The sequence below is a fragment of the Amycolatopsis sp. MJM2582 genome (assembly GCF_000754115.1).
Lineage (GTDB): Bacteria > Actinomycetota > Actinomycetes > Mycobacteriales > Pseudonocardiaceae > Amycolatopsis > Amycolatopsis japonica.
Window position 1 is genome coordinate 1,016,029 of the sequence record NZ_JPLW01000002.1, and the last position, 22,278, is coordinate 1,038,306.

Annotated in this window: 16 protein-coding genes; 8 read left to right on the top strand and 8 right to left on the bottom strand. The window is 68.4% G+C overall.

All coding sequences use genetic code 11. The features are described from left to right. Positions 1-48: 48 nt before the first annotated feature. Positions 49-3,129, top strand: a complete 3,081-nt coding sequence (locus ED92_RS14920) for a GH92 family glycosyl hydrolase (RefSeq protein WP_037338232.1) — start codon at positions 49-51, stop codon at positions 3,127-3,129. Next, a complete protein-coding gene (locus ED92_RS14925) occupies positions 3,126-5,213 on the top strand; it encodes an FUSC family protein (protein WP_152610932.1) in 2,088 nt (695 codons plus the stop codon). Before ED92_RS14920 ends, ED92_RS14925 begins: the two co-directional genes overlap by 4 nt. 357 nt (positions 5,214-5,570) lie before the next feature. Here the strand turns inward: ED92_RS14925 and ED92_RS14930 are convergent, their stop codons facing one another. From ED92_RS14930 to ED92_RS14945, 4 genes are all read right to left on the bottom strand, one after another. Further along, positions 5,571-6,215: a DUF4360 domain-containing protein gene (locus ED92_RS14930; protein ID WP_037338235.1), complete on the bottom strand. Its 645-nt coding sequence runs from the start codon at positions 6,213-6,215 to the stop codon at positions 5,571-5,573. A 223-nt stretch (positions 6,216-6,438) separates the two neighbouring features. Further along, positions 6,439-7,020, bottom strand: a complete 582-nt coding sequence (locus ED92_RS14935) for a DUF4360 domain-containing protein (protein WP_081975799.1) — start codon at positions 7,018-7,020, stop codon at positions 6,439-6,441. Positions 7,021-7,335: 315 nt separating this feature from the next. Beyond that, positions 7,336-8,190, bottom strand: a complete 855-nt coding sequence (locus ED92_RS14940; RefSeq protein WP_037340036.1) for an LLM class F420-dependent oxidoreductase — start codon at positions 8,188-8,190, stop codon at positions 7,336-7,338. 8 nt (positions 8,191-8,198) lie between these two features. Next, on the bottom strand, positions 8,199-8,609 hold the full coding sequence (locus tag ED92_RS14945) for a nuclear transport factor 2 family protein (RefSeq protein ID WP_037338239.1): 411 nt from the start codon (positions 8,607-8,609) through the stop codon (positions 8,199-8,201). 90 nt (positions 8,610-8,699) lie between these two features. On the opposite strand from ED92_RS14945, the gene ED92_RS14950 reads away from it, so the two are divergent. The 3 genes from ED92_RS14950 (at position 8,700) to ED92_RS14960 (ending at position 12,891) form a co-directional block, all read left to right on the top strand. Beyond that, the gene (locus tag ED92_RS14950) at positions 8,700-9,188 is read left to right on the top strand and encodes a MarR family winged helix-turn-helix transcriptional regulator (protein ID WP_037340039.1); all 489 of its coding nucleotides are present in this window, start codon (positions 8,700-8,702) and stop codon (positions 9,186-9,188) included. A gap of 43 nt (positions 9,189-9,231) precedes the next feature. Then, on the top strand, positions 9,232-10,221 hold the full coding sequence (locus ED92_RS14955) for a malate dehydrogenase (protein ID WP_037338241.1): 990 nt from the start codon (positions 9,232-9,234) through the stop codon (positions 10,219-10,221). A 222-nt stretch (positions 10,222-10,443) separates the two neighbouring features. Then, a complete protein-coding gene (locus ED92_RS14960) occupies positions 10,444-12,891 on the top strand; it encodes a DUF6493 family protein (protein WP_037338244.1) in 2,448 nt (815 codons plus the stop codon). On the opposite strand, the gene ED92_RS14965 is transcribed toward ED92_RS14960, so the two are convergent. After that, complete coding sequence (locus ED92_RS14965; RefSeq protein WP_037338246.1) at positions 12,874-14,007, bottom strand: SWIM zinc finger family protein; 1,134 nt, start codon at positions 14,005-14,007, stop codon at positions 12,874-12,876. The two genes, ED92_RS14960 and ED92_RS14965, sit on opposite strands and share 18 nt — an antisense overlap. Before the next feature lie 90 nt (positions 14,008-14,097). Continuing rightward, entirely contained in the window at positions 14,098-14,991 is an 894-nt protein-coding gene (locus ED92_RS14970; protein WP_235213277.1) for a TetR/AcrR family transcriptional regulator C-terminal domain-containing protein, read from the bottom strand. A gap of 63 nt (positions 14,992-15,054) precedes the next feature. Between ED92_RS14970 and ED92_RS14975 the strand changes: the two genes are divergently transcribed. After that, positions 15,055-16,854, top strand: coding sequence for a right-handed parallel beta-helix repeat-containing protein (locus tag ED92_RS14975; protein ID WP_037338249.1), 1,800 nt, complete (start codon positions 15,055-15,057; stop codon positions 16,852-16,854). Between the two features lie 70 nt (positions 16,855-16,924). Beyond that, positions 16,925-17,554, top strand: coding sequence for a hypothetical protein (locus tag ED92_RS14980; protein WP_037338252.1), 630 nt, complete (start codon positions 16,925-16,927; stop codon positions 17,552-17,554). Between the two features lie 26 nt (positions 17,555-17,580). Here ED92_RS14980 and ED92_RS14985 read toward each other — a convergent pair whose 3' ends face one another. Beyond that, positions 17,581-18,954, bottom strand: a complete 1,374-nt coding sequence (locus ED92_RS14985; RefSeq protein WP_037338254.1) for a PLP-dependent aminotransferase family protein — start codon at positions 18,952-18,954, stop codon at positions 17,581-17,583. Here ED92_RS14985 and ED92_RS14990 point away from each other — a divergent pair. After that, on the top strand, positions 18,953-20,176 hold the full coding sequence (locus tag ED92_RS14990; RefSeq protein ID WP_037338257.1) for an aminotransferase class V-fold PLP-dependent enzyme: 1,224 nt from the start codon (positions 18,953-18,955) through the stop codon (positions 20,174-20,176). The two genes, ED92_RS14985 and ED92_RS14990, sit on opposite strands and share 2 nt — an antisense overlap. A 57-nt stretch (positions 20,177-20,233) precedes the next feature. Here the strand turns inward: ED92_RS14990 and ED92_RS14995 are convergent, their stop codons facing one another. Further along, complete coding sequence (locus ED92_RS14995; protein ID WP_037338260.1) at positions 20,234-22,276, bottom strand: M3 family metallopeptidase; 2,043 nt, start codon at positions 22,274-22,276, stop codon at positions 20,234-20,236. Between the last annotated feature and the right edge of the window lie 2 nt (positions 22,277-22,278).

A 22,278-nucleotide genomic window follows, 5' to 3' on the forward strand; every position in this document is an offset into this window, starting at 1 on the left:
GATGCGGCACACCGAGCCGGGCTCACGCGCGGGAGTTACGGTGGCCTGGTGACGATCACCGGGTTCTTCTCCTCCTTCGAAACGGGTGATCCGCAGCCGGTGGATCCGGCCTTGCGTGTCGGCACCGGACCGCGTTCGTCGCCGACGGCGAAGCCCGGCGTCGGGTTCACCGGCGTGCACGCGCTCCGCTACGAGAACACGCTGCGCGCGACGGTGTTCGAAGTGGACGTCGAGGTCACCGGCCACACCGAACTGTCCTATGTGGTCTTCCCCGAGGCCGAATCCGACGTGCCCGGCTATCGCAGCACCTTCGTGGCGCTGGACGTCGAGTTCGATGACGGGACGTCGGCCGGGTTCAGCGCCACGGAGCAGGGCCTGGGCAAAACGCTGTACGTGGACCAGTGGAATCTCGTGCGCCGACGGCTGGGTGCGTTCGCCGGACGGCGGATCACCCGGATCGTCCTGGTCAGCGAACCGCCGGACGCCGGGAGCGCGGGCTGGGTGGACGACGTCCGGCTCGCCGAGCGCACGGTCGAGATCCGTGAGCCGGTCGACCACGTCCGCACGACCCGCGGCACGCATTCCAGCGACAAGTTCTCACGGGGAAACAACTTCCCCGCGACGGCGATCCCGCACGGCTTCAACTTCTGGACCCCGGTCACCGACGCGAGCGCCACCAATTGGATCTACAGCTACCACCGGCACAACGACGCCGAGAACCGTCCGGCGCTGCAGGCGTTCGCGCTGTCGCATCAGCCGAGCCCGTGGATGGGCGACCGGCACACCTTCCAGGTGATGCCGGGCATCGGAGAAGTGAAGGCCGACCAGTCCCGCCGCGCGCTTGCGTTCTCCCACGACGACGAGATCGACCGGCCGCATCACTACGGTGTCCGGTTCGCCAACGGCGTCACCACCGACATCGCGCCGGCGGATCACGCGGCGCTGTTCCGCTTCACCTTCCCGGGTGATCGCGGCTGGCTGCTGTTCGACAACGCCCGCAACCGGGGCGGTGTGCGCCTCGACGCGGCGAACGGCGTGTTCACCGGGCACACCTGGGTCCGCAGCCGGTTGTCGGCCGGGGCGCGGCGGATGTTCGTGTACGCCGAGTTCGACGTCCCGGCCGAACGCGGCGGGAAGATCCGGCGTCCGGTGTGGCGCACGGTGACCGGGTTCCTGGAATTCGCCGCCGGTGAGGTGACGATGCGGATCGCGACGTCGCTGATCAGCCTCGCGCAGGCCAAACGGAACCTCGACCAGGAGATCCCCGCCGGCACGAGCTTCGAGCAGGTCCGTGACCAGGCCCGCGCCCGATGGTCCGAGGTGCTGGACCGGATCGAGATCGAGGGCGCGACCGAGGACCAGCGCACGACGTTCTACTCCAACCTCTACCGGCTCTTCCTCTATCCGAACTCCGCGCACGAGGACACGCCGAAGGGCGTCCGTCACGCGAGTCCGGTGATCCGCCGGTGGTGGCCGAGCACACGCACCAGGACCGGCGCGAAGGTCGTGGACGGCGAGATGTACGTCAACAACGGCTTCTGGGACACCTACCGCACCACGTGGCCCGCGTACGCCCTGCTCACCCCCGGCCGGTGCGGGCGGATGATCGACGGGTTCGTCCAGCAGTACCGCGAGGGCGGCTGGATCTCGCGCTGGTCCTCCCCCGGCTACGCCAACCTCATGACCGGCACCAGTTCCGACGTGGCATTCGCCGACGCGTATCTCAAGGGGGTGCGCGGCTTCGACGTCGAGGCCGCCTACGAAGCGGCGCTGAAGAACGCGACCGTGACACCGAGCGGCCAGAGCGTCGGCCGGAAGGGGCTGCACGAGTCGATCTTCCTCGGGTTCACGCCGACGTCGGTCCACGAAGGCCTGTCGTGGGCGCTGGAGGGCTGCGTCAACGACTTCGGCCTCGCCAATTTCGCCGAGGCGCTCGGGCGGAGCGACGACGCCGCGTACTTCCGGCAGCGCTCGCAGCAGTACGCGAACCACTTCGACCACCTGATCGGGTTCTTCCAGGGCCGCAACCGTGACGGGAGCCGGCATTTCGGCGCCGCGGGTTACGACCCCGAGGCGTGGGGCGGCGACTTCACCGAGACGAATTCCTGGAACACCGCGTTCTCCGTACCCCACGACGGCGCCGGGCTCGCCGCGCTGCACGGCGGCACCGAAGCGCTGGAGTCCAAACTGGACATCTTCTTCGCGACCCCGGAGACCGGCCGCAAACCGGGTTCCTACGGCGGGCTGATCCACGAGATGACCGAGGCCCGCGACGTCCGGATGGGACAGTACGGGCATTCCAACCAGCCGTCGCACCACATTCCCTGGATCTATCACCACGCGGGTGCGCCGTCGAAGACGCAGCGGATCGTGCGGGAGGTCCTGCGGCGGCTCTACGTCGGGAGCGACCTCGGCCAGGGTTATCCGGGCGACGAGGACAACGGCGAGATGTCCGCCTGGTATGTCTTCGCCGCGCTCGGGTTCTACCCGCTGGCGATGGGCAGCCCCGAGTACGTGATCGGCTCGCCGCTGTTCACGAAGGTGACCGTCCGTCTGGAGAACGGGAAGGACCTGGTCATCGAGGCGCCCGGCAACACGGAGGACACCGTGTACGTCCAGGGGCTGACGATCGACGGGCGACCGCACGACAGCAGCGCGCTGTCGCATTCCGTGCTGGCCGAGGGCGCGGTGCTGAAGTTCGCGATGGGCGAGCAGCCGTCGGAATGGGGTCGCTCCCCCGCCGAGCCCGCCGCCCCGGGCCCGCTCACGGACATCACGGTGGCCGACGGCCCTCTGTTCGACGACACCACCAAGACCGAGATCACCTTCCCCGGACGCGAACCCGTCATCGAGTTCCCGGTCGAGGACGCCTCGCGTGAGGTCGTGATGTACACGCTGACCTCGGGCAGCCGACGGGGTGACCCGCGTTCGTGGGTGCTGGAGGGCTCCGACGACGGCGAGCACTGGACGCTGCTGGACCAGCGGGAAGGCGAGCGGTTCCGCTGGCGGCGTCAGACGCGGCCGTTCGCCCTCGCCGGACCGGTGAGGCACGCCCGATACCGTCTTCGCGTCACCTCGTCCACCGCCCGGCGGGTCATCCTCGCCCAAGGAGAGCTGCTCGCCCGATGATCTCCCGCATCACCCAGGCCACGACCGACCGTCTGGTCGCCTCCGATCCCGGCCTGGTCCGGCTCCGGCTCGGTTTCTCGGCCGTGCTCAGCATCGTCGTCGCGGTGCTGGCCATCCTGCCGTTCCACCAGCCACTCACGGTCATCCTCGTCGCCGCGATCGCCGCGATGACGTCCGCCTTCACCGTCAACGACGAGACCCCTGGGCAGCAGGCGGTGACGCTGATACTCGGGCTGGTGCTCGGCGCGGCGTCGCTCACCGCGGCGAGTGTGGGCTCGGCGGTGCCGCCGCTGGACAGCATCGTGTTCGTGTTGCTGATCTTCGTCGCGGTCTACGCGCAGCGATTCGGTGCGCGCGGGATCGCGCTGGGTTCGCTGTCGTTCTTCCTGTTCTTCTTCGCGATGTTCCTGCAGACCCATTTGAAGCAGGTCCCGGTACTGCTGCTGGCGCTGACCATCGGGATCGCGGCCAACGCGGTGGTCCGGTTCGTCCTGTTGCGCCGGCATACCGACGCGGAGTTCCTGCGGATCCGGCGGGCGTTCCGCGCCCGGCTCGCCGCGGTGGTGCGCGCCGCGGAGGACCACCTGGCGGTCGGCGGCAGCGAGCGCACCCGCAAGCGGCTCCGCACGACGAACGCCCGGATGCACGAGTCCGTGCTCCTCATCGAGGACACGGCGCCGGAGGTGACCGGCGCGGATTCGGTGAACCGGCTGCGCCGCCGGGCGATCGAGGTCGAGCTGGCGGTGCAGTGGCTGACGATCACGGTGCAGCGCACCTGCGCCGAGGATCTCGACGACGACGTCCGCGACGATCTGATCGCGCGGATGCGGCGGTTCCGGTCGCTGATCGAGCGCGACCCGCGGGAGCTGCCGCTGATCAGCGAGACCGAAGAGTTCAGCAAGATGCTGGTGGAAGGCAGCCGGATCGACGAGCACGCCGCGCCCGGTGACGGCGTCCGGCGTGCGCTCGCCGAACTCGCGCTGGCCGACGTCCGCGCGCAGCGGGTCGCCGAACACGACGTCTCCGATGCCGTCGACGATCCCGAGGATCCCGACGAGGAGAAGTCGTCGGCGTTCGCCTACGACAACCAGACGCGCAGTGCCATCCAGGCCGTCGTCGGTGGCGGGCTCGCCGTGCTCGGCGGGGAGCTGGTGTCGAGCCAGCGGTGGTACTGGGCGGTGCTGACCGTGTTCGTGGTCTTCATCGGCTCGTCGACCGCGGGAGCGACGTTCGTCAAGGGGGTCCGGCGGATCGGCGGCACGCTGATCGGGATCGTGGGCGGGCTGGTGCTGACGCTGCTCGTGTCGGGCAGTGTGCCGGCGACACTGGCGCTGATCCTGGTGTGCGTGTTCGGCATGGTCTACATGGCGCGGGTGTCACAGGTGATCATGGCGTTCTTCATCACCAGCATGCTCGGGTTGCTGTACAGCCTGCTGGGGACGTTCAGCCTCGAGGTGCTGTGGATCCGGGTCGCGGAGACCGCCGTCGGCGCGGCGGCCGGCGTGCTGGCGGCGGTGGTGATCGTGCCGGTGCGCACGCGTGCGGTGATGCTCGACGACGTCTCGGCGTTGCTGGAGGAACTGGACGAGTTCGTCGAGAAGACCGCGGGTCTGTTGTCCGGTGCGGAGAACGTGAGCGTCATCGAGAAGTCGCGTGACCTCGATCGGGCGGTGGACAAGGTCCGCACGACGATCGAGCCGCTGACGCATCCGGTGAACCTCAGCAGCCGCCGCGACTACGGCTGGCACGTGCTCACGACGGTGGAGACGATCGCCTTCCGCGCCCGGCACGTCGCGGCCCGCTCGCAGGCGGGGCTGCTGCTCAACGAGGCGGACCGGCTGCTGCTGTACACCGGGCGGATCCGGGCGAACACCGCCGTACTGCGGGAGGCGATCGGTGATCCCGGCGGTTCGGGGCACGGGACGCTGGTCCGCGACGACGGGACGCCGGTGGCGGACCGGATCGACGATCCGCGGGCGCGTTCGGTGCTGACGAGCCTCGGGCACCTGGACGAGACGGTGATCGCGCTGGGGCGGGTGTTCGGGGTGGAGGCCACGGATCCGGAGCCTTCCGGGAAGTCGTGACGTCTCGTGCTCGGTCCGTGAAGGCCTCCTTGAGGACTCGTCTTTGGCTTGTCCGCTGGTGTGGGTCGAGCCTGCGGGGTTCGGGGCGTTGTACGTCCTGGCTTCTCCACGTTTGGAGTTGTTGATGAAGGATTTGGGACAGTGAGCGTCCCAAATCCTTCATCAACAACGCTCGACCTGGCCTGGGACGAAGCGAATCCCGCTCACGCACAGGTCAGATGTAGATAAAACAAGGCTGTGAAGGCCTCCTTCACGCCTTGCCAAGTACATGAAGGCCCCCTTCCTTGCGTCTAGCGCAAGGAAGGGGGCCTTCATGTACTTCAAACCATCCGCGACCACTCACGAGATTTTCAGCGGTCAGCTCTTCGGTTTCGGGCAGTTCTTCCACGAGAAGTGGTACGTGGTCTTGATGGAACCGTCGGTCGAGTCCATGGTGACGAAGCTGGTGGTCTTCTTCGGATCGGAAGTGCCGACCGCGGCCCGCAGTTCCGTGTTGATGTTGAAGTTCCGGTCCTCACCACAGGGTTTGTAGACGATGGCACCGACCTCGATGTCGTCGGTGAACTGCCAGTTGTCCTCGAACGGGCCTTTGAGGTTGTGGTTCACGTACGACGTCGGCGAATTGCCTTGGAAGTAGTAGTTGGCGCGTTCCAGTCCGGTGGCTCCCGCGGCCAAGGAGGCGAAGCCGCGGTAGTCGGTGCCCGCGATGCCGTAGGTGAATCCCTGCGGCACGTGGACGTAGAGGTTGAGCTGGCAGTTCTTGCGCAGATCGGTCGGTTTCGCGCCGACGCCGACCTGGGCGGTGTATTCGCTGTAGGTGACGGTGAACGCGGTGTTGTCCGGTGAGACGGAAACGGCCGCCGTACCCGGTTTGCATCCGGTTCCGTTGACCGTCACGACGTCGATGACTATCTTGTCGGACGGCAACGGGGGCGGCACCCACGCGTTCGGGGTGACGACCGAGGAGAACAGCGTCACGGCAGCGACCAGCACGTTGAGCATGGGATCCTTCCCAAAGCTTCGACACGGCGGGATCGGCGGATTCAGCGAGACGATTTCTCTTTGCCGCCCGCCGGAAATGGGGTCGTCGAGAAGACTCGTCGCCGCCGGGCAGGGCGGCGACGAGCGGTGAAGTCCTCGTTCAGAGCGGCCAAGGCCCTGACCGGGCATGGGTGGGACGGCCTTCTTCCGGACCGGGAAGCAGGCCGTCACCCTGGAGGAGAGGTCAGGAGGCCGGGCAGGTCTTCCACGAGAAGTGGTAGGTGGTCTTGAACGCGCCGTCGGTGGAATCCATCGTGATGAAACTGGTGGTCTTCTTCGGATCCGACGAACCCGCGCCGACCCTCAGTTCCGTGTTCACGTTGAGATTCCGGTCCTCGCCGCACGGCTTGTAGATGATGACGCCACCTTCGGCTTCGTCGCGGAATTGCCAGTTGTCCGACAGCGGCCCGTTGACGGGATGGCTCACCTGCGCGGTCGGCGAATTCCCTTGGAAGTAGTAATTCGCCCGCTGCAATGCCTTGGCGCCGGATTCGAGTGATGCGAAACCGCGGTAATCGGCGCTGGCGATACCGTAGGTGAATCCCTGCGGCACGTGGATGTTGAGGTTCAGCTGGCAGTTCTTCCGGAAATCGGTGGGCCTCGAGCCGACGCCGACCTGCGCGGTGTATTCGCTGTAGGTGACCGTGAAAGAACTGTTGTCCCTGGCCACGGCGACGGCGGACGAACCCGGCGGACAACCGGAACCGTTGACGGTGACGACGTCGATGACGACCCGGTCGGGCGGCGGTCCGGGCGGCGGGGACATGCTGTTCGGCGTTATTATCGACGAGAAAAGAGATACGGCGGCAACCACTGCATTGAGCATGGGGTCCTTCCCAAAACTTCCACACGGGGGCGGGGAACTGGGCGGACTCATGCTAGCGAGTCGATCATCACGATGCCGCCCGCCGATCGGACGAAACCGTCTCGGCGATCGGTTCATGAAAAGATATTATGGACTGTAACCGTTTTCCGGGACCAATGGGAACACCGTCGGCCCCGGAAAACACCATTCGATTAGCACGATATGGAAAAAGCTTTCGCGGCTTCGCCGTTGACGATTTCGCGGAGACAGGCCGGTTCAGGCGGCGACCAGGCCCGCGGCTTCGCCGAGCACGGCCACCGCGCCGGGATCCCACGCGCCGGCGGTGATCACCACGACGTGGTCGAGCCCCCAGGACGCGAACTCGCCGCACCGGCGGGCGAAGTCCTTTGAGGACTCCCCCGGCGCGAGCCGGGTCGCGATGGTCTTCTCGATCTCTTCGACAGGCCGTCCGACGTCGGCGCAATGCCGGGCGAGGACGTCCAGCTGCGCGCGGACGGTCTTGCCTCCGTCGGGGATGTCGAAGAGGTTGCAGGCGTCGGCATGCTCGGCGACCAGCCGCAGGGTCCGCTTCGGCCCGGTGCCGCCGATGAGCACCTTCGGCCGCCGCACCGGCAAGGGATTGTTCACCGGCCGCTCCAGCCGGTAGTGCCTGCCGGCGAACTCCGAGGTGTCGCCGTCCCACATCCGGCCGGCGATGCGGAGGGTCTCTTCCAGCCGTTCGAACCGTTCGGGGATCGGCGGGAGCGACAGCCCCATCGCGCGGGCCTCGTCCTCCTGGTAGCCGGCGCCGATCCCGAGCCAGGCGCGGCCCCGCGAAAGGACGTCGAGCGTCGTGACCGCCTTCACCAGCAGGGCGGGAGCCCGGAAGGTGGCGGCGCTGACCATGGTGCCGAGCCGGATCCGGGACGTCGCCGAGGCGAGGAAGCCCAGTGTCGTGTACGCCTCCAGCATCTCCGAGTCCGGCGTGCTGCCCGGCGCGGCCTGCAGGAGGTGGTCCGCGACCCACAGGGTGTCGAGGCCGGTCGCGTCGGCCGTCCGGGCGACTTCGAGAAGGTTGTCGACCAGACCGCCGGGCCAGGAGAAATCGGTGACGCTGACGCTGATTCGCATGATCTTCCTCATCTTCCGGGTGCTTCGGGACGCGCGAAGGGCGGCGGCCCGCCGATCGGGCTCAGGTGGATGCCGGCGATGAGCCAGCGGTCGTCGTCGCGGACGAACACGTGGGTGACGCGGAACCGGCCGTCGACGCGGTTCCCCTGATGCGTGCCCTCCTGGGCGTGCACGCCGACGGACACGGCGGCCGTGCCGTGCTCGCGGACGTCGACCTCGGTCCAGTCGAGTTTCTCGGTGACCAGGTCGCCGCCGCGGTAGCGCTGCAGCCATTGCGGTTTCCCGAGTACGAACCCCAGTGGCCCGACCAGGGTGAAGTCGGCGGTGGTCATCGCGTCGAGTGCTTCCGTGTCGCCGCGGACCTCGGCGTCGGCCCAGCGGGCCCCGAGGTCGCGGATCTCGCTCTCCGTACTGCGCATGGCGTTTCCTCCGTTCGTTCGACCTCGTTAACGTTAGATATCTAATGATTCGATGTCAAACTCTTAGAGCAGTGCGCTATGCTCCTGGACGTGCAGAAACCCACCGCGGCACCCATCGGCGTCGTCCTCGCCAAAACCGCCAAGACCGTCGGGCGCGCCTTCGATCAGGCACTGGCCGCCGACGGCGGCTCACAGCCCGTCTGGCAGATCTTGATCACGCTGAAGACCCGGCGCCTGGCCAATCAGCGAGAGCTCGCGGCCGCGGTCGGCATCCAGGGCGCCACGCTCACCCATCATCTGAACGCCATGGAGAGTGCGGGCTTGATCACCCGGCGGCGCGATCCCGACAACCGGCGGGTGCATGTCGTCGAACTCACCGACGAGGGTGAAACGGTCTTCCATCGGCTGGCGAAGGCGGCGATCGCGCACGACAAACGGATCCGGGCCGGGTTCAGCGACGAAGAGATCACCACGCTGGCCGGGCTGCTCTCGCGACTCGCCGCGAACGTGGCCGCCGACGGCATCGATCAAGAAAACAGTGACTGGACGCACCCGAACGGCGACTCGGGACAGGACTAGCATCGCGGTACAAGTCGATGTCGCCTCAAGCTGGAGAACCGCAATGACCCAAGCCCCTGTCAACGTCACCGTCACCGGTGCGGCCGGCCAGATCGGCTACGCGCTGCTCTTCCGCATCGCGTCCGGTCAGCTGCTCGGCCCGGACACCCCGGTGAAGCTGCGGCTCCTGGAGATCCCGCAGGCGGTCAAGGCGGCTGAGGGCACCGCGATGGAACTCGAAGACGGCGCGTTCCCGCTGCTGTCGGGCATCGACATCTTCGACGACCCGAAGCAGGCCTTCGAGGGCGCGAACGTCGCCCTGCTCGTCGGCGCCCGTCCCCGCGCGAAGGGCATGGAGCGCGGCGACCTGCTCGAGGCCAACGGTGGCATCTTCAAGCCGCAGGGTGAGGCCATCAACGCCGGCGCGGCGAGCGACATCAAGGTCCTCGTCGTCGGCAACCCGGCCAACACCAACGCCCTCATCGCCCAGGCGCACGCGCCCGACGTCCCGGCCGACCGCTTCACCGCGATGACCCGCCTCGACCACAACCGCGCCCTCGCGCAGCTGTCGAAGAAGCTGGGCGTACCGGTGACCGAGCTGAAGAAGGTCGCGATCTGGGGCAACCACTCCGCGACCCAGTACCCGTCGATCGCGCACGCCGAGGTGTCCGGCAAGGCCGCGACCGAGGTCATCACCGACCAGGCCTGGCTCACCGACGACTTCATCCCGACCGTCGCCAAGCGTGGCGCGGCGATCATCGAGGCTCGCGGCCTGTCCTCCGCCGCGTCGGCCGCCTCCGCGGCGATCGACCACGTGTACACCTGGGTCAACGGCACCCCCGAGGGTGACTGGACCTCGGCGGCGGTCGTGTCCGACGGCTCCTACGGTGTCCCGGAAGGCCTGATCTCCTCGTTCCCGGTCACCGCCGCGAACGGCGAGTACAAGATCGTCCAGGGCCTGGAGATCGACGACTTCTCCCGTGCCCGCATCGACGCTTCGGTCAACGAGCTGGCCGAAGAGCGCGACGCGGTGAAGAAGCTCGGCCTCATCTGAGCCTGAACCACCTCACGAAGGCGGCCGTGTCCCCCGGGACACGGCCGCCTTTTCGCGGACGCCGCTCCGGGGTGAGCAGCCGCGTGGCGTGATCGAAGGCGTGACTCGCGTGATCAGGGACGTGACTCGCGTGATTGGAGGCGGCACTCGGGTGTTCCGCCGCTGATCACGCGAGTTCCGCCTCCAATCACGCGAGTGCGGTGCTCACGCCACAATGGACCCGTGCACCTCGACGAGCTCCTCACCGGCCAGCCCTCGGAAGTCCTCACCAGGGCCCTCGAGCTTTCCCAAGCCGAGCGGAAAGCCCTCGTCCCCGAACTCCTGGCCACCTTCAAGGACAGCCGCGAGTTCGTCGAGATCAAGCCCGACACCTACGGCGCCCGCAACCCGCTCAGGGCCCAGCAAGCCGCGACCGCCCTCTGGACCGCACTCCCCGCGAGCGACCCCCTGCTGCGCAAACTCTGGATCGCCTCGCCCACGATCCTCGAACGCGTCCTGCAGGACCGCTCGCTCACCGAACGCAAGACGATCGCGCTGCGCATGATCGGCCACCACACCGCCTGGGAAGCCGTCCGCCGCATGGTCCTCGACGGCGACCTCGAACCCATCCGGACACCGGAATACCACGCCGGCTGGTTCCGCTGGGCCGGACGCTTCGGCGGGAAACCACTCGCCGAACGGCTCCGGACCGAACGCGAAGCCCTCACCGAGATCTGGGAACTGCTCACGATCGAAGGCAACGGCGACGGGAGCTTCGCCGCCTTCGACAAGTACGTCCGCGACCAGGACAAATGGTCCACCGCACTGCTCGAACTCACCGAGACCGGCGAACTCGACCGCATCCGGCTCCTCGACCTCACCCTCGACGTCCTCGCCCGCGACTTCGCCGCCTTCCGCGCCCAGTGGTACGCCGCACTCCACGAAGCGCTCGCCCCCACCCCGGACGAACGCACCGCGGCGCAGCACCGCTACGCCCGGCTGTGCGGAAGCAGCCTCCCCCGCACCGTCTCCTTCGCCGTCAAAGCACTGTCCCTTGTGGACAAACAGGGCACGCTCGACGACGAAGTCGCGCTCCAGCACCTCCCCGCCGCAGCAGCCGGACGCGGCGCCGCCACCGCCAAACTCGCACTCAAACTCGCCGGCCGTATCGCCGACCGGCGACCCGAGCTCACCGACCTCGCCAACGAAGTCTTCGAAGCGGCGATCACCCACGACGCCTCCGACGTCCGCGCCATCGCCACCGCCCGGCTCGGCGTCACCCCTGAGACGCCGCCCGTCATCGAGACCACCGAGTACCCGGAACCCACCCGAACACCGTGGGACCAGCGCAAAACGCTGACCGTCCCGCTCGAAGTCTCCGACACCCCGGCCGCGGTCGCCGAAGCCCTCTCCTCCCTGCTCGCCGACCCCGACCAGGCCGACCTCCTCCTGGCCGCCCTCGACGGGGCCCACCGTGTCGCCGGCGAACTCCAGGACGCCCTCAAACCGCTGGTGAAACGCGCCGCGCGAATCGCCGCCCAGCAGTACAGCGCGGCGGTACCGAAGATGATCGCCACGCTCGTCCTCGGCCTCGCCGGCCGTGACGTCGCCCCTCTACCTCAGGTCGACGGCTGGCGCCGCCCCCTCCACCACCGGATCACCGCCCTGCTCGAAGGCACCGCCGTCCCTGTCTCCGCCGCCACCCACCACGGCGGCTGGCTCGACCCCGTCGTCTTCGTCGCCCGCATGCTCGAACACCCGGACGCGGCAGAGGACGACGTCGCCGACGCACTGCTCCGCCTCGCCCCCGACACGCGACCCGCGGCCCTCGCGCTCGCCTCGGAACTCACCGGACCGCACGCCGACACCATCCGCTACGCCCTCGGCGGACCGGCCATCGACGACACCGGCTGGACCGCCCTCGCCGCCGCCCGCGCCCGACACCCCGAATCCGCCGACCCCGCCGCCGCGCTCCGCGGCGAACCCGGCCCGCCGATCACCTGGACACTGAAAGCCGGCCTTACCGACTACGGCTCGAACACACTGGACATCGAACGAACCCCGGAACCCGCCGCACCGGAAGTTCCCTGGCTGGGCGTGCTCTTCGAGAACCGGGCCCCCGAGTGGCTCGGCTTCACCGAATGCCACGAAGCGGTCTCCTCCCCCTACGACCGCGACCACCTCGAAGCCACCGTCGCCGGAAACCTGTACTTCAACGACATCGAAGTCGGCTATCCCGTGGAGAAGGCCGCGCTGCCTCCGTTCCTCGACAGCCCCTCGGTCCCGGGCATCCCCGGCACGATGCTCCTCGCCACCACCCTCGCGCTGAAACGCCCCGCCGCCGTCCAGCTCGGCACGGACGCCGTGCTGACCCTGCTGGACCGTCGGATGCTCGGCCCTCGCGCACTCGGCGAGGCGTTGGGCGCACTCGGCCCGCAGCTCATCATCACGCGACTGGCGCCCCGGCTCTCGGTCATCGCGAACGAACACCCGATCGCCGTACTGTCCACACTGGACACATTGCTGCCGAAGCTGGCGCCCGCACACCGCGGCATCTTCGCGTTGCTGGAACTCGCCGCGGACCTCGTGGACCGCGGCGCGGGCACGATCAGCGCCGAAACGAAAGAGTGGCTCACCGGTTTCAAGGGCAGTTCGAAAGCGGCGAAGGCGGCGTCACGACTCAGCGGCTGACATCCGGGCCGCCAGCACATGCGAACAAGGCCCTCGGTTCTCCTGATGCTTGGCCCACCACGCACACGTACAGCCGGCGGGCGAAAGCCGGACGCGCTGCACCGAGCCGGCACGGGTGATCTCGTAGCCACCGTCCGGCAACCTCTGGACGGCTCCGGCGGCGAGCAGCTCACGGGCTTTCGCCAGCCGGCCGTTCGCCGGAGCAGCCCCGCTCGGCAGCTCGCGCGGGAACCACGTGCCGTCGACGACGTCGTGACCAGCGCGGCCCGCGACGAGTTCCGGGGCTTCGAGACCCGCCGCCAGCGCGTTCAGCCAGCCGCCTTCACCCGAGAAACCCCGGGACAGCTCCGGGGACAATGTGACGACGAGCCGCGCTCGCTCCAACCGGAGCACCCAGGTCGCGACCTCGCTGTCCGGTCGCGTGTAGACGGTCAGCCCCTGAGCGAACCGGACGAGCGGCTCGACGACCCGCAATCGATGGAGCCCGGTCGCCGGGATCGAGTCCCGGCCTGATCGTGACGTCAGCCGTAGCCCACGACCCGACGCCACCGCCCACGACTGGCCGACCGAAGTGGGCAGCCTCCGCAGGAAGTTCCGCGCCTCCGCCTTGTCCAGCTCCGCCTTCTCGACCGCTCCCGCCGTGACGGCGGCGACCTCGGCGAACCCCGACACCCAGCGATCCGGCAGCGGCACCACGGCCTCGTCGTTCTGCCCGTCGAGCGTGCGGAGCCGGATTCCCTCGCCACGAACGGTCAGATGCAACGGATCCTGCGCGACGACCCCGGCCAGAACGGTTCGCGTCGCCTCGGACAGGTCCACATTGGTACAACCCTCACCGAGGTCACCCGCTTCCAGGAGATCCAGCCTGGCGTACAAGCCACAGCACGGCGAAAAGGCCTCCGCGCGCAGCGTCGTCCGATCCGCGGTGAACACCGGATCGGACTCGGCGATCAGCCGGTTCACCATGGACGGAGGCATCCAGAACCGGGTGCGGGCGACCTTCCCCAGCACGAGCAGCGCCTGGGCCGCCTGTGCTCCAGGCTCCAGAAAACCCTGGAAGAGCACAGCCGATGAGGCGTCCTCTTCCAGCTGCTCCAGCAAGACTTCGGTGATCACCGGACAACCCTAGCCAGAGCCCCGACCGTCTTTGCGGGTTTTACACTGAGCTTGAAGTTGATCTTGTTCCAAGCTCGACTGAATAGGTCGTTATACACTTTGAACCTGACGACGCCGGTAGGCGCGTTGCTGGCACGCCCGCGAGCAGTAGTCCCGAGGCCGGCCTCGCCCTCCCCCGGCCAAGGGCTTACCGCAGACGACGCACTCCCCTCCCCCGTTTTCGTCACTGATTACCTCACTCCCCTGGCTTTGGATGAGCGCCTGGATACCATCGAGGGTCCTCCGCAGCCCGAACTCGAAGGCGTCCAGCGGAGCATCCATTCCCCCGGCCTTCCACAGCCGCTCCAGCGCCGGATAGCGGTCCAGACGCTCGAAGAGCGACTCGCGTTCGCTCCACCAACGCTCATGGGTCACCCCCGTGCGCCGCTGGAGGTCCGCGGCCTCCCCCGCCTGACGCGCGGCCGACTCGACGAATCCGCCCACCAGGTTCACCACCGCGATCACCTGCGCCGGCGCCAGACCGCTACGTGAGGCCACGTCCAGCGCGTGGTCGTAGCCGGCCATGATGTTCGGCCCCGGCAGGCGGCGGGACCCGGCGCTGTGGACCAGCCACGGATGCCGGTCGTACATCTCCCGGGCCCGCCGCGCCCACCGTTCGAGGCCGGCCCGCCAGCCGAGGCCCTCCGAAGACCCCATCGGGAACTCGCCGTACACCGCGTCACGCATGAGTTCCACCAGTTCCGCCTTGCCGGGGACGTACCGGTAGAGCGACATGGTGGTGGTGCCGAACCGTTCCGCGACCTTGCGCATCGACAGTGAGGCGAGCCCTTCGGCATCCGCGACCTCGACGGCCGCCGCGACGATCCGGCCAAGACTCAATCCGGGCCGCTCCGGCTCGGACGTCCCCCACAGCAGTTCGATCGCACGCTCCGGATCCGGCTGCGCGTCGTCTTCCGCCACCCGCTGCTCCTTGACGCTCTTCACTCGTTCGTGTTTAGCTGGTAAACCTCAGTATATCCCATATACCTCTCGCAGGAGCGCTTCAGCATGCCCGAAATCAGGTTCTTCGTATCCCCGGACGGCAGAGACGACTGGCCCGGCACCGCCGACCGGCCGTTCGCCACGCCGAAAGCCGCTCAGAAGGCGGTCCGCGCCGCGGCGGCCACCATGACCGGCGACGTCGTCGTTTCCTTCGCGACGGGCGTCTACCGATTGGACGAACCCCTTTCTTTCACTGACACGCAGGGCGATTCCGGCTCGAACGGCTTCCGCGTGATCTACCAGGCCCACGGCTACGGAACAGCCGACCAGGCAAAGGTGGAACTGAGCGGCGGTCGCGAGATCACCGGCTGGACGACGGGCGACGACGGCGTCTGGACCACATCGATCGGCGACCTGGCACCGCGACGGCTCACCGTCAACGGCAAGCCCGCGACCCGAGCAGCCCGCACGGACGGACTCCCGGGAAACGTGACGAAAATAGGTACTGGTTACGTCACGGACAGCGTGGAGCCCCAGTCGTGGCCGGACCCCTCCGGGCTGGAGTTCGTGTACCCGGGCGTCTACCCGTGGTCCGAAGCCCGGATCGCGGTCGCGTCCATCTCCGGTGACGCCTCCTCGACCACGATCACGATGGCTCAGCCCGCCTTCGACAACGCCAAATCCCTCTACGACGCCAAGTGGTACGGCGCCGGTGGCGACGGCGCTTGGGACGGCCTGGCCGCACCGTCCACGCTCGAGAACAACGTGGCCTTCCTGACCGAACCGGGAACCTTCGCCGTCCGCCGCACCGACACAGGCGATCACGTCCTGCACTACCGCCCGCGTCCAGGCGAGAAGCTCAACGAGACCAACGTCGTCGCTCCGGTGCTCGAAACGCTCATCAGCGGACAAGGTGTCCACGACCTCGTGCTGCGCGGCCTCACCTTCACCGACGCGACCTGGTCCGGCCCCACTCGCACCGGCGGCTACCTGCACTACCACGGCAACGCACGCTACGAACGGGGCGACTTCCAGAAGATCGACCTCGGCGCGGACGTGGGCTACGTCCACGTGCCCGCCGAGCCGGTCCAGCTGCCCGCCAACGTCAGCCTCACATCGGTCAGCCGGGTCGCTCTGGAAGACAACCGCTTCACCCGGCTCGGCGCAGGAGGTCTGCTGATCGAGGACGCCACCGACGTGGGGATCCTGTCGAACGTCTTCGACGAGATCTCGGGCAGCGGGATCGCCGTCCACACGAGCACCCGGATCGCGGTCGAAGACAACCTCGTCCATCACATCGGCACCGAGTACCGCGGTTCGCCCGCCGTCCTCGTCGTCGAGTCCGTGGAGACCTCCGTGGCACACAACGAGATCCACGACGTCCCGCACAACGGCATCGTGATCACCGGCGGCGAGCGCGCCAAGGGCACGCAGGTGATCTCGAATCTCGTCGAGCGCAGCATGGGCAAGCTCATGGACGGCGGCGGGATCTACCTGTCGGCACCACAGGGCTCGTCGTTCGCCCGCGGGGCACTGGTCCGCGGCAACGTCGTCCGCGACGTCCTCACCTCGTACAACTTCGGCCTCTACACCGACTACGGCGCGGCGTGGGTCACCGTCCTCGGCAACATCGTCCACCGGGCCGACACCCCGATCGTGCTCCAGGTGGGCCCGCCGATGGAGAACGTCGCCTTCATCGGCAACTTCTGGGACGTCCTGCCCGACGGCTACGACACCCCACCCGAGACGGTGACCGTGGCCGGGAACACTGTGCTGCCCAAGGAAAGTTTCGACGAGGCTGCGCGGGCGGACCCGGCGGGCGCGGACATCCTCGCGCGGGCGGGCCGCCGGGGTCTGGAACGATGATCACCGCTCCTGCCGGGCGCGAGTCCGGCAGGAGCCGCTCCGGCCACGATTCCCGAGGAGACCACACGCGATGCCGACCCAGACCACGGAAGCCCCCGGGACCCGCCGACGGCTCGCGCGGATCGCGACCGAGGTGCTCGCTCCCTGGGTCTGGGTGCTCGGTCTCCCGCTGATCGTCGCCTGGAAGGTCACCGGATACCACGTCGGCGAGACCGTGCTCTGGGGTCTCGTCGTCGGCGTCACCGGCTCGCTGATCCCGATGGCCGTGATCGTGCGCGGCGCCAGGAAGGGCAAGTGGGACAGCCACCACGTCACCGATCGCGCCGGGCGGCTCATCCCGTTCGCGGTCTGCATCGGCTCGCTGACCGCAGGCTTCGTCGTCCTGATCGCCGGCGGCGCCCCGCACGAGATGATCGCGCTCGCGGCCGCCGAACTCGTCTGCCTGGTGGCCGCGCTCACGATCACCTTCGGGCTCGAGTTCAAGATCTCGATGCACGCGATGGTGGCGGCGGGCGCGGCCGTGATGCTGATCCGCGTCTACGGCCCCTGGCTCGCCTTGGTCTTCCTCGGCGTCGGCTGGGTCTGCTGGTCCCGCGTCGAACTCGGGGACCACACCAAAGCCGAGGTCACAGCCGGGATGGCCGCCGGTGTCGTCCTCGGCGGTGGTGTTTATCTGTTGCTTGACGCGATTTTGGCCTGAGCCCCACCGTATAGGTCGTTATACATTTAACGGAGCCGCTTGACGCCTTCGACGAGCTCGGCGACGTCGGCCGCGGCGGCGAAGCCGAGCCGGAGGAACGGTCCGGCCGGTTCGGCGGCGAAGAACCGGTCCCCCGCCCCCACCACGACTCCCCGCTCTCTCGCCGCGCGGGCGACCGCGTTCGCGTCACTCCCCGCCGGCAGCCGCACCCACAGATGCAACCCACCCTCGGGCAACCGCGCGACAGTCCACTCAGGACACTCCCCCGCCAGCGCCGCGGCCGCCTTTCCGCATCGCTGTCGCAGTTCGGAGCCCAGCTTCCGCACGTGACGTTCCCAGGACGGCGCGCTGAGCAGTTCGAGGGCCGCCTCCTGCAGCGGACGGGAGACGAAGAAGTCGTCGACCCGCCGGATCGCCTTCATCCGGTCGAGAACGGGTCCACGCGCGATCAGCGCTCCGATCCGGAGGCTCGGCGCGGCGGCTTTGGTCACCGACGTCAGATGCACGACCGTACCGTCGCGATCGTCGGCGATCAGCGGACGCGGTGTCGTGACTCCGTGGGCGAGGTGCCGCGCGAAGTCGTCCTCCAGCACGAAAGCACCCGCCGCCCGCGCCACCTCGAGCACCTGGGTGCGGCGTTCCGCCGTGAGCACGGTCCCGGTCGGGTTGTGGAACGTGGGCTGGCAGTAGAAGAGCCGGGCGCCGGTCATCGCGAACGCCTCCGCCAGCAGATCCGGCCGGACCCCGTCGTCGTCGAGGGGAACCGGCACCGGGCGGAGCCCCGCCGCCCGTGCGGCGGCGAGCGCTCCCGGATAGGTCGGCGATTCGACGAGGACCGGGCTGCCGGGCGCCGCGATCGCCCGGAACGCCATGGAGAGCCCGCTCTGACCGCCGGCGGTGATCAGGACGTCGTCCGGTGACGCACCGGCGGGCCCCGCGAACACCGACCTCAGCGCGGCCAGCCCGGAAGCGGGGGCCCGATCCCAGGAATCCGGACGGCGCCCCGCCCGCGCGAGCGCCGCGCTCAGGAAACGGGTCGCCTGCAGTGATCGGTGTGGATATCCGCCGTCGAGGAGGATCGCGCCCTCCGGTGGCGGGCCGAGGACGCCGGTGAGCGATGTGGTGTCGACGCTGCGATCGGTCAGCGCGACGGTCTGCCATGCCGTGTCGAGTGGCCCGTCCGCCGTCGACGGCCTGGCAGCCACGTACGTCCCGCTTCCGGGTCGGGTCACGACAGCGCCCTCGGCCGCCAGCAGAGCGATCGCACGCGAGACGGTCACCGGGCCGACTCGGTAACGCTCGATCAGCTCCCGACTGCTGGGCAACCGGTCCCCCGCTGCCGCCGTGCGGATCAGGGAACGCAGCTGGAGAACGAGTGCGGAAGTGCTACTATCCGACATGAAAGACCATGATAGTGCTACTGAGAATCGCACGGAATCACTACTGGACGTTTCCGCGCTGCGGGCCGATACACCGGGCAGCGAGAAGGTCGTCCATTTCAACAACGCGGGCTGCGGACTTCTGGCGAAGCCGGTACTGGCCGCCATGCTCGATCATCTGAATCTCGAAGCCGAGTTCGGCGGCTATGAGGCCGCAGCGGCACGGTCGGATCAGGTCGCGGGCTTCTACCGCGAGATCGCCGCGTTGATCAACGCGCGGCCGCGCAACATCGCCTTCGCGGCGAGCGCCACCCACGCCTACTCCACCGCGCTTTCCGCGATCCGGTTCGAGCCCGGCGACGTCGTGCTCACCACCCGCAACGACTTCATCTCCAACCAGATCGCGTTCCTGTCGCTGCGGAAGCGGTTCGGCGTCGAGATCGTGCACGCGCCGGACACGCGGGAAGGCGGGGTCGACGTCGAGGCCATGGCGGCCCTGATGCGCACGAGGAAACCGAAACTGGTCGCCGCCACGCATATCCCGACCAACTCGGGGCTCGTCCAGCCGGTCGCCGAGATCGGACGGCACTGCCGGGAGCTCGGCCTGCTGTACCTGGTCGACGCCTGCCAATCGATCGGCCAGTACCCCATCGACGTCGAAGAGATCGGCGCCGACCTGCTCACGTCGACCTGCCGCAAATTCCTGCGTGGCCCACGCGGTTCGGGGTTCCTGTTCGTGTCCGACCGGTTCCTCGAAGCCGGGCACGAGCCGCTGTTCATCGACATGCACGGCGCCCGATGGACCGCGCCCGGCGTGTACGAACCCGCGAAGTCTGCTTCCCGATTCGAGGAATGGGAATTCCCTTACGCCACCGTGCTCGGTTGCGCGACGGCGGCGCGGTATGCCCGTGAGGTCGGCCTGGAGGCGATCTCACGACGCACCCCCGCGCTCGCGGGCAGGCTGCGGGACGGTCTCCGCGCCATCGCGGGCGTCGAAGTGCTCGACCGTGGCCCGGAACTGGGTGCCTTGGTGACGTTCTCCATCAAGGGCTGGGAGGCCGTGCCCTTCAAGGCGGCGATGGACGGCAGGCGGATCAACTCGGCGCTCAGCTACCGGGAGTTCGCGCAGTTCGACTTCGGGGACAAGGACGTCGACTGGTGCCTTCGGCTGAGCCCGCACTATTACAACACCGAGCGGGAAGTGGACGACGTCGCCGCGGCCGTCGCCGAACTCTCCGCCTGAACGCGGTCTCCCCGCCTGGGCACTGGGGGTGTCCGGGCGGGGAGACCGTCAGGAGGATCAGGCCCCGGCGAGGCCGCGGCGCTTCAGCAGCGGCTCGATCTCCGGGTCACGGCCGCGGAACGCACGGAAGGCGGCCATCGGGTCGACGCTGCCGCCCCGCCCGAGCAGCTCGCGGCGGAAGTGGTCGCCGTTCTCCCTGGAGAGCCCGCCGTTTTCGCGGAACCACTGGACGGTGTCGGCGTCGAGGACCTCGCTCCAGATGTAGGAGTAGTACCCGGCGCTGTAGCCGCCGCTGAAGATATGCGCGAAGTAGGTGGTGCGGTAGCGCGGCGGCACCGCTTCCAGCGCGACCCCCGCCTTCGTCAGCGCCTCGGCCTCGAACCGCTGGACGTCATCGACATTGTCCTCGGTGCCCAGGGCGTGCCACGCCTGGTCGAGGAGCGACGCCGCGAGGTACTCGGTGGTCGAGAAACCTTCGCCGTACTGCTGCGACGCGAGGAGCTTGTCGATCTGCTCCTGCGGCAGCGGCTCGCCGGTCACGTGGTGCTTGGCGTAGTTGGCCAGCACCTCCGGCCACAGCATCCACATCTCGTTGACCTGCGAGGGGTACTCGACGAAGTCACGCGGGACGTTGGTACCGGAGAACATCGGGTACACGACGTCGGAAAGCAGCGAGTGCAGCGCGTGCCCGAACTCGTGGAACGCGGTGACGACCTCGTCGAAGGTCAGCAGGGTCGGCTCGCCCGCCGGCGGCTTGGCGACGTTGAGCACGTTCACCACGACCGTCTTCGTGCCCAGGAGCTTCGTCTGGTCGACGAAGTTGTTCATCCAGGCGCCGCCGCGCTTGGAGTCGCGGGCGTAGTAGTCGAGCAGGAACAGGCCGAGTTCCGAACCGTCGGCGTCGAAGACCTCGAAGATCCGGACCTCGGGGTGGTACTTCGGCAGGTCCTCCCGCTCGGTGAAGCTCAGGCCGTACAGCTTCGACGCGGCGAAGAAGACGCCGTCGGTCAGCACGCGGTTCAGCTCGAAGTACGGGCGCAGCGCCGCGGTGTCGACCTCGAAGCGGTCCTTGCGCACGCGCTCGGCGTAGAACGCCCAGTCCCACGGGCGCAGGATCGCGCCGGGGATGTCGGCTTCGAGGTAGCGCTGCAGTTCTTCGGCCTCCGCCTTGGCGTTGGCGACCGCGACCGGCGCGAGACGTTCCAGGAGCCCGACAGCGGCCTGAGCGGTCTTCGCCGTCTCGTCCTCGATGACGTACGACGCGTGGTCGGGGAAGCCGAGTACGGCGGCCCGCTCGGCGCGCAGGCGGACCAGTTCGGCCACGACCTCGTTGTTGTCGGACTCGTTGCCCCGGTTGCCGCGCGAGACCGACGCGGTGAAGATCCGCTCGCGCAGCGCGCGATCCTCCAGCGAGGCCAACGCGGCCTGCGCCGTCGGCAAGGTCAGCTTGAGGACGTACTTGCCTTCCTCACCGGCGGTTTCGGCGGCGGTGGCGATCTCGTCCTCGCCCAGTCCCGCGAGCTCCGCGACGTCGTCGACGACCACGGCGAGTTCGTTGGTGTCCTTGAGCAGGTTCTGCTGGAAGCGGGTCGACAGCGTCGAAAGCTGCTCGTTCAGCTCGCGCAGCCGCTTCTGATCGGCCTCGGGCAGCCCGGCGCCGGCGCGGCGCACGTCGGTGTGGTGCCGCTCCAGGAGGCGGAGCGACTCGGTGTCGAGGCCGAGTTCGTCCTTGCGCTCGAACAGGGAGTTGATCCTGGCGAACAACGCCGGGTTGAGGTTGATGGCGTCGGCGTGTGCGGCCAGCCGCGGCGCCATCTCGGCCTGCACGCGCTGGATCTCGTCGTTCGCGTTCGATCCGGCGAGGTTGAAGAACACGCTGGACACGCGGGACAGCAGCCTTCCGGACTTCTCGAGCGCGACGATCGTGTTCTCGAAGGTCGGCGGCTCCGCGGAGTTGGCGATCTCTTCGATTTCGGCGGCGTGCTCGGCAAGTCCCGCTTCGAAGGCGGGAAGGAAGTGTTCGTCGGCGATCCGGTCGAACGGCGGAAGGGCGTAGGGCAGCTCACTCGGCGCGGCGAACGGGTTGTCCTGCGAAATCATCG